Below are 13,011 nucleotides of genomic sequence, written 5' to 3'. Positions count from 1 at the left end.
AAAGCGCCCGGTAGTTGACCGGGCGCTTTGGCGTATGTACATGCCGCAAGCCGCGACGTGCGGACACAGCGTTACGGGCAGTGTCGAATGAACATCGGGGCCAGTCTTCGCGCGTATTCCCATCATACACTGTGTGCCTGACGCGGGCGTCACCGGACAGTGACGCACGACGATGGCACGTGACGCCGGGAGCGCGCGGGGAGGCTCGCGCGTCGAAAGTCTTTTGATCAAATTTGGAACACGGCTGGCGGTATGTTCCCTTTGCGCCGTCGGAAACTAAAGGTATTGATCAGCAGAGGGGGTCCAAAAATGTGGGAGGAAGCGCGAACACGCCTGCAGCAAATGCATGCACAGACCGAAGAACGCATTCGTACAACGGGCCAGTATGGTTTGGGCGATGCGATGCGGGACGAGCTAGGAGAACTGTCGATGTACGACAACCATCCTGCTGATATTGCGTCCGAGTTGTTTGAGCGGGGAAAAGACGTAGCGTTGCGCGACGGGCAAAAATTGCGGTTGCAAGCGATTGAACGCGCGCAACAGGCGATTAATGGCGGTACCTACGGGACTTGCGAAGCTTGTGGGCAAGCGATTGGTGAGGAGCGGATGACAGCCAATCCGCTGGCGACTTTGTGTATTGACTGTAAGCGAGAAGATGAAGCCGTCCATCCCGAACGTTCGAGGCCTGTCGAGGAGGAAGTGTTATGGCCGGGTTACGGACGAACGGACATGGATGATAAGGACTACGTGGCCTTTGACGGAGAAGACAGTTGGCAGGCGGTGGAACGGTATAACGAGCGGCCAGAGTACGCCCACGATTACAACCAGATTCCGCTCGACGACAACGAAGGTGTTGTGGACGAAATCGACTTTGTCTCGAATGAACAGTACCGTCAGCAACTGCCGTAACCTTGCCATTTGACGGTAAGCCAAGATTTTGCCACACTTCACCTAGAAGGATGGTGGAGTGAGTGGTTTATGTGGTCGCAGTCATCGTGTGGGTGATTGATCAAGGGTTGAAGTGGTTGGTGCGGACGCACATGGTCCAAGGCCAGATGATCCCGGTATTGCCGCCGGCGTTTTATTTTGACTACATTCGCAACCCAGGCGCCGCGTTTGGCATGTTGCCGAATGCACGGTGGCTGCTCATCTTGGTCGCGTTGGTCGTCATCGGCGCGGTCATATACGTGCGTCAGAAGTGGCGGCCAGGACCGCTGGTTCAGATGGGTTTGGCACTGGTCATGGGGGGAGCCATCGGTAACCTCACCGACCGGGTCGTGTGGGGAACGGTCATTGACTACGTGTATTTCAAGCCGATCAACTTCCCGGTATTCAATTTTTCTGATGTCTGTATTGATGTCGGTGTTGCCCTGCTCCTCATCTGGGCGTTCACTTCCGACCGCAAGGGTCGAAAAAATACGCCAACGGAAACGCGGGACGCGACGGGAGAGACGGATCAGTGAGTGCGATTCAGGAACGCGTGGTCGTGGAGTCGGCTGACGCGGGGGCGCGACTCGATCGATGGTTAACCGATCAATTGACTGAACTTGACTACGCAGTTTCAAGAAGCCAAGTTCAGTCCTGGGTGGACGCTGGCATGGTCATGCGTGCTGGGTTTCCCGTGAAGAGCAGTGAACCTGTTGTTGCGGGCGCCGCCTATGAAGTGGCAGTGACGGAGCCCGAATCAGAGACAGTCAGCCCGGAAGAGATGGACCTCGACATCGCTTACGAGGACGACGATGTGTTGGTGGTGAATAAGCCGCGTGGGCTCGTCGTTCATCCCGGCGCGGGTCATTGGCAAGGCACACTGGTAAACGGCCTGCTCGGCCGTGGCACGCACCTGTCATCTCTCGGCGGTAGCACGCGCCCAGGTATCGTCCACCGGATTGACAAAGATACATCCGGGTTGCTTGTTGTGGCGAAGTCTGACCGCGCTTACCATAGCTTGACAGAGCAATTGCGGGTACACGAGATGGAACGGATGTACCTGGCAATCGCGCACGGACGCGTCCCCCATCAGGTTGGCTTGGTCGACGCGCCAATCGGTCGCGACCCGAGCCAACGTCAACGCATGGCCGTTGTGGAACGTGGGAAGCACGCGGTGACGCACTTTCGCGTGGTGGAGTGGTTTGAGCACTATAGTTACTTGTCACTCCGGTTAGAGACTGGACGAACGCATCAAATTCGCGTTCACCTGGCGTACATCGGACATCCGTTAGCTGGTGATCCAATCTATGGACCGCGGCACACACTGGACATCTCAGGTCAGGCGTTACACGCGAGTACGCTGGGATTTATCCACCCTGTGTCCGGGGAAAAGCTTGTGTTTGAAGCCCCGCTGCCGGCGGATATGGAACGCCTGCTTGAGCTTCTGCGCAACAAGGTGGTGGAATGAACGGGCTCTTGACTCAGGACTGTGAAATTGATACTGTATGAAAAACAATGCTGTCCTTTAAACCAATCCTGTGAGGTTGGAAAGGTCGTCGGAAAAACGTCAGGTTCGGGATGTTCCGGATTGACGAAAGCGGCTGCCGCCTCAGGGACGGCAGCCGCTTTTTACGGTGTGCGACCGCACAGCGAGGGAGGAGAGTAGTGCCTTTGGAGACACCGATTCTCGATGCTGCAGCGATGCAGCGGTCAATCACGCGCATGTCACACGAGGTGCTCGAGCGAAACAAGGGACTTGACGGTATGGTGCTCATCGGCATTAAGACCCGCGGTGCCGTGCTTAGCGACAGAATCGCGCAAAAGATGGCTCAGATTGAAGGTAAGGCCCCCGAAGTTTGGCACTTGGACGTCAGACCTTACCGGGATGACATCAAAGGCTCGGAGCCCAAACGATTGCCAGTGGAAGGGCTAGATGTCGAAGGGCGCACTGTCGTATTGGTGGATGACGTGCTCTACACGGGGCGGACCGTGCGGGCTGCGCTCGACGCTGTGATGGTGACAGGACGCCCACGACTAGTGCAACTCGCAGCCTTGGCCGACCGCGGTCACCGGGAACTTCCAATTCGTCCTGACTTCATCGGCAAGAACGTGCCAACTTCGAGGGAAGAGAGCGTTGCGGTGCGCTTCGCGGAAGTAGACGGAGAGGACGGTGTGTGGATTGTCAAACCAAACCGTTACTGAACGGGACGCCAGATGGGAGGCGTTGCAGATGCAGCACTTTGTGACAACAAGGGATATCACACGCTCCGATGTTGAACAACTGATCGCGATGGCCGAGTGGATGCGACAATCGCCGCGCCGGAGCATGCGAGACCGACTGTTAGGAGGTGTTGTCGCTACACTTTTCTACGAACCGAGCACGCGCACGCGTCTTTCCTTTGAAGCGGCCGCTGCACGCCTAGGGGCAAGCGTCATCAGTGCCGAAAACGCTCGCGAGAGCTCCTCCGCGAAAAAAGGGGAATCACTGCCAGATGTGTTTCGCGTCGTCGGCCGATACGCGGATGTCATCGTGATCCGCCATTTCGACGAATCAGAGCTCGCGGAGGCCGTGGCGTATAGCCCCGTACCGATTGTCAGTGCGGGCGCCGGCAGCGGTGAGCACCCGACACAGGCGTTGCTCGACGTCTACACCTTGTGGAGAGAGTTTGGCACAGTCGACAATCTGCACATCTGCTTTTCTGGGGACTTGCGCTATGGGCGCACGGTCCACTCGCTGTTGCGTGTGCTGACGCTGTTTGACGGTGTCGAGGTGACTTTGGCGAACACCCCCGGACTAGAACTCCCAGTTGTCCTTGCGGACGAATTGCGCTCAGCCGGGCTGAAGCTGCACGAGGAGAGCGATTGGAGTGTGGCTTTGGCTCAAACCGATGCGCTTTATCAGACCCGCATCCAGCGCGAGCGATTTGACCCAGCGACCGCGATGTCGGAGGCGGAGGTCCAAGACAGTTTGCGAGGTATTGGATTGAAACAACTGGCTTTGATGAAACACGGTGCACGCATTTTGCACCCGCTGCCCCGCGTCGGCGAGATTGACCCGGCGGTGGACAGCGATGAACGGGCCGCTTACTTCCGCCAAGTTGAAAACGGGATGTTCGTGAGAATGGCCTTGCTTGACCACCTGTTGAAGGAGGCGCTTCAGTGAGAGTTCGCATTGACGGGGGGACACTGCTCGAACCGATTCTGAACAAACGGTATCAAGCGAGCGTGTTGATGGATGACCAGACAGGCCTGATTCTGTCCGTTGGAACTGACTTGCCAGAAGCCGATTACGTGATTGCTCTTAATGGTGAGTTGCTGCTTCCAGGTCTCGTCGACCTGCATGTTCACCTGCGTGAGCCCGGGTTCGAGGCGAAGGAGACAATTGCGACTGGGGCGGCAGCCGCGGCAGCAGGTGGGTTTACACAGGTCGCCTGTATGCCGAACACAAACCCACCACTGGACTCCCCGCAATTGCTTGAATGGGTCGTCAAGGCGAGCGAAGACGTGGGCTTGACGCGTGTCCGACCGATCGCGTGCATCACGATGGGGCAAGCGGGGGAAGTTCTGACTGACTTCGCGGCACTCCAGGCGGCCGGAGCTGTCGCGCTCTCTGACGACGGGAAAGGCGTGCAGCACGGCGGTCGCATGCGCGAGGCGTTCGAGCGGGCAGCAGCAGTGGGTCTGCCCATCGCGATTCACGCCGAAGATGAAACGATTTCCGGCGCTGGCGTGCTACACAGCAGCGCCGCGCGGCGACTGGGCCTGACCGACATTCCTCCCGAAGCGGAGTCTGCCATGATCGCTCGCGATATCCTGCTTGCGGAGCAGACTGGCGCACACCTGCACGTTTGTCACGTCAGCGTCGAGTCAGCTGTGTCGCTGGTGCGGTGGGCAAAGAGTCGCGGCGTGCGCATTAGCGCAGAGGTGACACCACACCACCTGCTCCTGACAGAAGCCGTGATCGACCGCGACGACGCCGTGTTTAAGGTCAACCCTCCGCTTCGCACCGAGGCGGACCGCCTGGCCTGCATCGAAGGGTTTCTCGACGGAACACTCGACGTCCTGGCAACCGATCACGCTCCGCACACGGCGGCTGAAAAGTCGCAGGGAGTTGCTGCGGCACCGTTTGGCATGGTTGGGCTCGAGACAGCATTCGCTTTAATGTATACCCACTTTGTCGCGACGGGCCGCATGACGCTCTCCGACCTCGTCCACCGCGCTTCGACGGCTCCGACATCACTATTTCAACTCAACGGTGGTGTCATCGTCCCTGGCGCTCCGGCTGACTTGACCGTGATTGATGAGAAGACAGAGCGGCTGGTCACTCCAGATGAATTCGCCTCGAAAGGGCGCAACACGCCTTTTGCAGGCTGGCGACTTGTCGGCTGGCCCGTACTCACGGTCTGCGCAGGCAAAGTCGTGTATCAACGTCAACCCACGGTGGGAGGGAACAACGCTTGAGCAACCGCTCAGAAAGGCAAACTGCACGTCTAGTGTTGGAATCGGGAGATGTGTTTACTGGCGTCAACTTCGGCGCCTCAGGGGAGTCGATTGGCGAAGTTGTATTCAATACGGGTATGACGGGATACCAGGAAGTTCTGACGGACCCTTCCTATTGCGGGCAGATCGTGACGATGACCTATCCTTTAATTGGAAACTACGGTGTCAATGTAGACGACGCCGAGTCACGGGCCCCCTCCGTACACGGCTTCGTCGTTCGTGAGTTCAGTGAACTGCCAAGCCACTACAAGAGCATGGAGAGTCTCGAGTCGTACCTAAAGAAACACAACGTCATTGGCATTGCTGGCATCGACACGCGGCAGTTGACCAAGCGCATCCGGCGTGAAGGAACAATGAAAGGCATCTTGACGACTGAGGACACGTCGGTTGAAGCGCTCCTTGCGAAGCTGTCGGCGCCGCTGCCGCGCAATCAGGTGGAGCGCGTGACGACGCCCGTCACGTACCGCTGTCCGGGTGAAGGCAGGCGCGTTGTGGCGATGGACTTCGGCATGAAGTCCGGCGTCGTGCGGTCACTGTTGGCACGCCAGTGCGACGTGATTGTCGTCCCGGCGCACACAACGGCAGAAGAAATCTTAAGCTGGCGGCCGGACGGCGTCATGCTTTCGAATGGACCTGGCGATCCTGAGGATGTGCCCTACGCGATCGAGACAGTTGCGCAACTGCTCGGCAAAGTGCCTGTGTTTGGCATCTGCCTTGGCCATCAACTAATCGCACTCGCGTGTGGTGCGCAGACAGAGAAAATGCGCTTTGGTCACCGCGGCGTCAACCACCCTGTAAAGGATTTGCGTACAGGCAAGGTGGCAATCACTTCACAGAACCATGGTTACGAGGTCAATGCGGCGTCACTCCTGAACACCGACCTCATGCTGACGCATCTCAACCAGAACGATGGGACCGTCGAGGGATTCATGCATACGAAAGCCCCTGCGTTCTGCGTACAGTACCACCCAGAGGCAAGGCCAGGTCCGGATGACTCGGACGGACTGTTTGACGCGTTTATGGAGATGATGGACCAAGTTCGGGAAGGGAGGTGGGCGCCGTATGCCGAAGCGCACTGACATCCGCAAAGTGATGGTAATCGGCAGTGGGCCGATCGTGATCGGTCAAGCAGCGGAGTTCGACTACGCAGGAACTCAGGCCTGCCAAGCTCTGCGCGAGGAAGGTTATGAAGTCGTGTTGGTGAATTCCAACCCCGCGACGATTATGACGGACACTGAGATGGCCGATAAGGTCTATATCGAACCGCTAACGCCGGAGTTTGTGGCGCAAATTTTGCGCAAAGAGCGGCCAGACGGGTTGCTGCCCACACTCGGCGGACAGACCGGTCTAAACATGGCGGTGCAACTCGCGGAACAAGGTGTACTCGAAGAACAGGGCGTGCAACTGCTTGGGACTCCCCTCTCGGCCATTCGGGAAGCTGAAGACCGTGAAGAGTTCCGCAACTTGATGGCGCGGCTCGGCGAGCCAGTGCCTGAGAGCAAAATTGTCAGTCACTTCGAAGAAGCGAGGGCATTTGCCCACGAAATCGGGTTTCCGATTATTATTCGCCCGGCCTACACGCTCGGCGGAACGGGTGGCGGGATTGCGGAGAACTGGGAGCAATACGAAGAGATCGTGGAACTTGGACTCCGGCTTTCTCCGATTCACCAAGTTCTCGTCGAGCAGAGTATTGCGGGCTTCAAAGAGATTGAGTACGAAGTCATCCGCGATGGGGCGGACAACTGCATCGTGGTCTGTAACATGGAGAACTTTGACCCTGTCGGCATCCACACTGGTGACAGCATCGTCACAGCGCCGAGTCAAACCCTCTCAGACACTGATTATCAGCGCCTGCGTTCGGCGAGTCTGCGCATCATTCGCGCGCTCGGCATCGAAGGCGGGTGTAACGTCCAGTTGGCGCTTGACCCGCACAGTGATCAGTACTACGTGATTGAGGTCAATCCGCGTGTCAGCCGTTCAAGCGCTCTGGCGTCAAAGGCGACGGGTTATCCGATCGCGAAAGTTGCCGCCAAGATTGCCGTTGGCTACCGCCTCGACGAAATTAAAAATCCTGTGACTGGCGAAACGTACGCCAGCTTTGAACCAGCGCTTGACTACGTCGTGACGAAGATTCCTCGTTGGCCCTTTGACAAGTTCAATAGCGCAAACCGCGAACTGGGCACTCAGATGAAGGCGACTGGAGAAGTCATGGCCATTGGCCGGTCGTTTGAAGAGTCGCTGATGAAAGCCATTCGCTCGCTCGAAGTTGGTCTGGACTCGCTTGACCATCCAAAGGCGAATACGTGGTCGGACGACGACATTCGTCACCGTCTACGCAAGGCGGACGACGAGCGGTTGTTCGTCATCGCCGAAGCTGTGCGCCGCAAAATGGCGCTAGAGGAAGTGCACGAACTCACTGGGATTGACCGTTGGTTCCTGTGGAAGCTTGCTCTGCTCGTGGATGTGGAACGCGAACTTGCTCGACAGAGTGAAGCCATCGAATCAGACACGGTAGTGCCGCAAGCACTGGAACCGCTGCTGGTCGACGCCAAGCGACTCGGCTTTCCGGACACTGCGATTGCCAGACTCACGAAGCTGTCCGTCGATGCGCTCTATGCCTGGCGGAAGCAGACTGGGCTCTTCCCTGTCTATAAAATGGTGGACACGTGCGCTGGTGAATTTGAGGCGTCGACACCGTATTACTACAGCACGTATGAACAACAGGACGAAGTCACGGACAGCGACAAACGCAAACTTCTGGTGCTTGGTTCAGGCCCCATTCGAATCGGTCAGGGTATCGAGTTCGACTACTGCTCCGTGCATGCTGTGTGGGCGATTAGGAAGGCCGGCTACGAAGCAATTATCATCAACAACAACCCGGAGACCGTGTCGACTGACTTTAATACATCTGACCGGTTGTATTTCGAGCCGCTGCACCCAGAAGACGTGTTGCACGTGATTGAGCGGGAGAAGCCAGACGGTGTGATTGTCCAGTTTGGCGGGCAGACCGCGATTAACCTTGCAGAGCCCCTGGCAAGAGCTGGCGTGCCAATTGTCGGCACGGCACTTGAGGACATCGACCGCGCGGAGGACCGCGAGAAGTTTGATGCGCTGTTGTCCGAACTGCAGATCCCACGACCAGCCGGACTTACCAGCACCTCGGAGGAGGGAGCTCTGGAAGCAGCGCACAAACTCGGCTACCCTGTGCTCGTGCGGCCGTCCTACGTCCTCGGCGGGCGCGCTATGCAGATTATCGACTCCGATGAAGAACTGGAAACCTACTTGCACGAGGCTGTACAGGTGTCCAATCGGCACCCCGTCTTAATTGACCGTTACCTGCAAGGAGTGGAAGTCGAAGTCGACGCAATCTGTGACGGCGAGACCGTAGTTATTCCGGGCATTATGGAGCACATTGAACGCGCGGGTGTGCACTCTGGTGACTCGATAGCGGTTTATCCGCCCCAGTCCCTGTCTGACGAGACGTGTGAGACGCTCGTCGAACACACCATTTCAATCGCTAGAGGCTTGCGCGTGAAAGGGCTCGTGAACATCCAGTTCGTCATCCAAGGCGAGAACGTGTACGTGCTCGAGGTTAACCCTCGGTCGTCCCGGACTGTGCCGTTTCTGTCTAAAGTGACGAGCGTACCGATGGTTGATTTAGCGATGCGTGCAGTCCTTGGTGAGTCGCTAGCCAAGCTTGGCTGGGAAACCGGATTGGTACCTTCGGCAGAGCTCGTCTCGGTCAAACTGCCGGTGTTCTCGTTCGCGAAACTACGCCGCGTGGACATCACGCTGGGCCCGGAAATGAAATCGACGGGCGAAGTGATGGGCACGGAGCGCACATACGCGAAGGCGCTCTACAAGGGCTTGATTGCGGCGGGTACGAACATCCCGCAACACGGCACGGTGTTGGCGACGATTGCAGACAAGGACAAGGAAGAGGCGTGGCCGATTTTGTTCGGGTTCGCGAGTCTCGGTTACAGGATTGCGGCCACGGAAGGTACGGCGAAGTACTTGCAGCGTCGCGGGCTTGACGTAACGGTTGTCAACAAACTGGCACAAGGTACGCCGAACCTCGCAGACGACATTCGGGATGGCCATATTCACTTGGTGATTAACACCTTGACCAAGGGCCGGGCGCCTGCGCGAGACGGCTTCCGGATTCGACGAACTGCGGTTGAACACGGGGTGCCCTGCCTGACGTCTTTGGACACTGCTGCGTCTGTGTTCGAAGTTCTTTCCACTATCCGTTTTGCGACAGTCCCGCTTGCGCGTGGAGAGCACGGGGCCGATCGCTCTGGGGGCGAAAAGGGGCGAAGGGAGGCGGCACAGTGAGTAAGGACCTAGCGACGTCTGGTTCCACTGCGGAGCCCTTGTTGGACCCTTGCTACGACCGCCTGCGCGCGTCGTGTTACCTCGCGCTTGACGTGCCGACGTGGGAGATGGCGAGTCCGCTAGTCGATTTGTTCGGCGAGGCGGTGACGGGGTACAAGGTCGGGCTCGAACTCTATCACGGCGATGGGCGACGCGCCTTGACAACTCTTCGGGAGCTTGGCAAACGCGTGTTCCTTGATGTCAAACTCCACGATATTCCAAACACTGTAGCAGGTACGTTGAGGGTCATTCGGGATCTCGGAGTAGAAATGGTCAACGTACACGCCCAGGGTGGCACGGATATGCTGAAGGCGGCGCGGGAAGCTGTGGAGGGAGGGGCTGGTCAGCGCCCCTCCTTAATCGGAGTGACTGTGTTGACGAGTCTCGGTGAGCGTGACTTCGCTGACCTCGGGTACGCGGGTACAGTGGCCGACCAGGTGTCGGCCCTGGCCCTGCGCTGTGTCGAGAGCGGCCTAGACGGCGTCGTGACATCGGGACGGGAACTCGCTTTGCTTCGACGACAGACACCTGATGGGTTCCAGTTCGTTGTGCCAGGTACTCGACCAACGTGGGCACAGAGCAATGACCAGGTGCGCACGCTCACCCCGAAAGAAGCAATCGCCAACGGGGCGTCGCACTTGGTCATCGGACGGGCTGTGACGTCGGGGTCGGACCCCGTACATTTGCTGCAGCGACTATGGGATGAGGTGATTGCAGATGAACACTGAGGTGATGGGCAAGGTGGCAGTCGAACTTGGCGACTGTCCGCTCCCAGTAGCAGCCAGCATTGCGCGCGGCTTGTTGCAAATTGGCGCGGTCGTCCTGCGTCCAAACGATTTGTTTACCTGGTCTTCCGGTTGGAAGTCTCCGATTTACTGTGACAACCGCTTGATTCTAAGCTATCCAACTCTGCGGGACCAGGTGTTGCGCGGATTCGAAGCCGTGATGCGGGAGTATTTTGCAGGCACCGACTTGGTGGCAGGCACGGCGACTGCCGGAATTCCGCATGCAGCCATGCTGGCTGACCGTCTTGGCTTGCGCATGGGGTATGTACGGTCAAGCGCGAAAGGGCACGGTATGCAGAAGCGCGTCGAGGGTCGAGTCTACCCGGGTGCCACGGCAGTCGTGGTCGAAGATACCCTGTCGACAGGGGCGTCTGCGTATGATGCGGTTGCGGCGCTGCAAGCCGACGGTGTTCACGTACTCGGTGTCCTGTCGGTGTTTTCTTACGACTTTGAAGCCGTGAAAAAACGAGTACAGGAGACGGGCGTGCGAGCTTATCGTTTGGTCGATTACGACGCCTTGCTGCTGGCCGCTGTGGAGCTTGGCGCTGTGAGCACTGCGGACGAAGACGGACTGCGTGCCTGGCGGGAGCATCCGGAGTCGTACGGACAGTGATAGAAGGTAATCTGGGACCGGGTGGCTTGGGTTCCGGGTAGATAACGCGTCGAAACATCGTTATCTCTGACTCTTAACGTCTTGGAAACACGTTAAGTGAGCGAACCAGGAAATTTAGATCACGATAACGCATTGGAACATCGTTATCACGGTCGACAACGGGGAAAAACTAAGCTTTCAAGGTGAATAGCGCGTTGTCAGGTCGTTACTATATCCCGTTATGTCAACTGCTGGAGTGTTAACGAGTCCTGAGGACGTTATACGAAATGAGGATGTTATGTAAAGGGACTGCCCGGTAGGGCAGTCCCTTCGTATGGTCTGACTGACCCCACAAGTCACTCGGTGTGCTCGGAGACAGCCTTTGTTATTTGTGATTCGAGGGTGTTAGACCCAACCGCGCCAACGCATAGCTTCCGCGAACGGACGGATGCCAACCATATACGCCGCGAGACGCGTAGAAACCTGATAGCGCTTGGCAGTACGCAGAATGTTCTGCACCGAGTCGACCATCATTTTCTCCATGCGGTCGTTGACCTCTTCTTCGCTCCAGTACCAACCTTGGCTGTTTTGCACCCACTCAAAGTAGGAGACTGTCACGCCGCCTGCGTTGGCGAGTACGTCAGGAATCAACAAGACGCCGCGGTTCTTCAGGATTTCATCGGCAGCCGGCGTCGTTGGGCCATTGGCGGCTTCAATGACGATTGAAGCCTGGATACTGGGCGCGTTTTCGGCGGTAATCTGGTTTTCAAGTGCTGCTGGAATCAGCACGTCGCAAGGCTTGACCAGAAGTTCTTCGTTGCTAATGGTGTCCTTGTAGTGGGGGGTTACCATGCCAAACGAATCGCGTTCTTCGAGCAGTGTCGGGATGTCGAGACCACTTTCGTCGTACATCGCGCCTGCTGCATCGCTAATCCCGACGATCGTAGCGCCCATCTCGTGCAGGATGCGAGCCGTGTTGCTACCGACGTTGCCAAACCCCTGGATGATGACGCGCAGCCCGTTCACTTCTTGATTGCGAGTGTGGGCCGCCTCGCGCATCGCGATGCAGACGCCGAGTGCTGTGGCCTGCTCACGGCCTTTTGACCCGCCGAGAACGAGGGGCTTGCCAGTGATGAAGTTGGGGGAGTCGTATTCCCGGATACGGCTGTACTCGTCGTACATCCAAGCCATGATTTGCGGATTTGTGTAGACGTCTGGCGCCGGGATGTCTTTGGCCGGGCCGACAATCTGGCTAATCGCGCGAACGTAACCACGAGCCAAGCGCTCCTGTTCATGTACGGACATGGAGCGCGGGTCGCAGACGATGCCACCTTTGGCACCGCCGTATGGCAGGTCAAAGATGCCACACTTGATGCTCATCCAGATTGAGAGCGCTTTGACCTCTTCGATTGTGACGTTTGGGTGAAACCGAATTCCGCCCTTCGTTGGTCCTACAGAGTCGTTGTGCTGTGCCCGATATCCTGTGAACACTTCTACTTCCCCGTTGTCCATACGGACGGGAATGCGCACAGTCATCACCCGGATTGGTTCCTTTAACAGTTCGAAGACTGTATCCGAGTACCCTAATCGGCTCAGCGCTGCGTGGACTGCGTCCTGGGTGTTCGTGAGAACGTTTTCCCCAGGCGCAGGCATGCTCGCACCAGCGGCAAGACGCTTGCTGACCTGCATACTCATTTTGCGAATACACGCTCCTTTTGGCTTCGCTCGTGGTGTTCGACAATGTATTCTCCACGAGCCCGGATTCCCCTGCAGAAGGGACCGGAAGTACCCGTTTCATATTAAATCAGACTGGGCACGATGGAAAGAGGCTCG

The 13,011-nt window shown here is 57.6% G+C and carries 11 protein-coding genes; 10 read left to right on the top strand and 1 reads right to left on the bottom strand.

The genetic code is table 11. The features are described 5' to 3' along the window. The first annotated feature begins 309 nt into the window (after positions 1-309). The 10 genes from JC200_RS01460 to pyrE all read left to right on the top strand — a co-directional run bounded on the left by JC200_RS01460 (position 310) and on the right by pyrE (position 11,199). Entirely contained in the window at positions 310-909 is a 600-nt protein-coding gene (locus JC200_RS01460; RefSeq protein ID WP_274434410.1) for a TraR/DksA C4-type zinc finger protein, read from the top strand. A 62-nt stretch (positions 910-971) separates the two neighbouring features. Continuing rightward, positions 972-1,463, top strand: a complete 492-nt coding sequence (gene lspA / locus JC200_RS01455) for a signal peptidase II (RefSeq protein ID WP_274434409.1) — start codon at positions 972-974, stop codon at positions 1,461-1,463. After that, complete coding sequence (locus tag JC200_RS01450) at positions 1,460-2,395, top strand: RluA family pseudouridine synthase (RefSeq protein ID WP_274434408.1); 936 nt, start codon at positions 1,460-1,462, stop codon at positions 2,393-2,395. The genes lspA and JC200_RS01450 overlap by 4 nt, the downstream gene beginning before the upstream one ends. Positions 2,396-2,592: 197 nt before the next feature. Continuing rightward, entirely contained in the window at positions 2,593-3,129 is a 537-nt protein-coding gene (pyrR, locus tag JC200_RS01445; RefSeq protein ID WP_274434407.1) for a bifunctional pyr operon transcriptional regulator/uracil phosphoribosyltransferase PyrR, read from the top strand. A 28-nt stretch (positions 3,130-3,157) separates the two neighbouring features. Beyond that, positions 3,158-4,090: an aspartate carbamoyltransferase gene (pyrB, locus tag JC200_RS01440; RefSeq protein ID WP_274434406.1), complete on the top strand. Its 933-nt coding sequence runs from the start codon at positions 3,158-3,160 to the stop codon at positions 4,088-4,090. Beyond that, positions 4,087-5,388 carry a dihydroorotase gene (locus JC200_RS01435; RefSeq protein ID WP_274434405.1) on the top strand — a complete coding sequence of 434 codons (1,302 nt, stop codon included), beginning with the start codon at positions 4,087-4,089 and terminating at the stop codon, positions 5,386-5,388. The genes pyrB and JC200_RS01435 overlap by 4 nt, the downstream gene beginning before the upstream one ends. After that, positions 5,385-6,506, top strand: coding sequence for a carbamoyl phosphate synthase small subunit (locus JC200_RS01430; protein ID WP_274434404.1), 1,122 nt, complete (start codon positions 5,385-5,387; stop codon positions 6,504-6,506). The genes JC200_RS01435 and JC200_RS01430 overlap by 4 nt, the downstream gene beginning before the upstream one ends. Further along, the gene (gene carB / locus JC200_RS01425) at positions 6,490-9,762 is read left to right on the top strand and encodes a carbamoyl-phosphate synthase large subunit (protein WP_274434403.1); all 3,273 of its coding nucleotides are present in this window, start codon (positions 6,490-6,492) and stop codon (positions 9,760-9,762) included. Before JC200_RS01430 ends, carB begins: the two co-directional genes overlap by 17 nt. Beyond that, positions 9,759-10,529, top strand: coding sequence for an orotidine-5'-phosphate decarboxylase (pyrF, locus tag JC200_RS01420; protein WP_274434402.1), 771 nt, complete (start codon positions 9,759-9,761; stop codon positions 10,527-10,529). Before carB ends, pyrF begins: the two co-directional genes overlap by 4 nt. A 4-nt stretch (positions 10,530-10,533) precedes the next feature. Next, the gene (gene pyrE, locus JC200_RS01415; RefSeq protein ID WP_443111892.1) at positions 10,534-11,199 is read left to right on the top strand and encodes an orotate phosphoribosyltransferase; all 666 of its coding nucleotides are present in this window, start codon (positions 10,534-10,536) and stop codon (positions 11,197-11,199) included. A gap of 384 nt (positions 11,200-11,583) precedes the next feature. Here the strand turns inward: pyrE and JC200_RS01410 are convergent, their stop codons facing one another. Then, a complete protein-coding gene (locus tag JC200_RS01410; protein WP_274436439.1) occupies positions 11,584-12,867 on the bottom strand; it encodes a Glu/Leu/Phe/Val family dehydrogenase in 1,284 nt (427 codons plus the stop codon). Positions 12,868-13,011 lie beyond the last annotated feature (144 nt).

The sequence above is a fragment of the Alicyclobacillus sp. ALC3 genome (genome assembly GCF_028751195.1).
Lineage (GTDB): Bacteria > Bacillota > Bacilli > Alicyclobacillales > Alicyclobacillaceae > Alicyclobacillus_L.
This window is presented reverse-complemented; position numbering and strand designations above follow the sequence as displayed.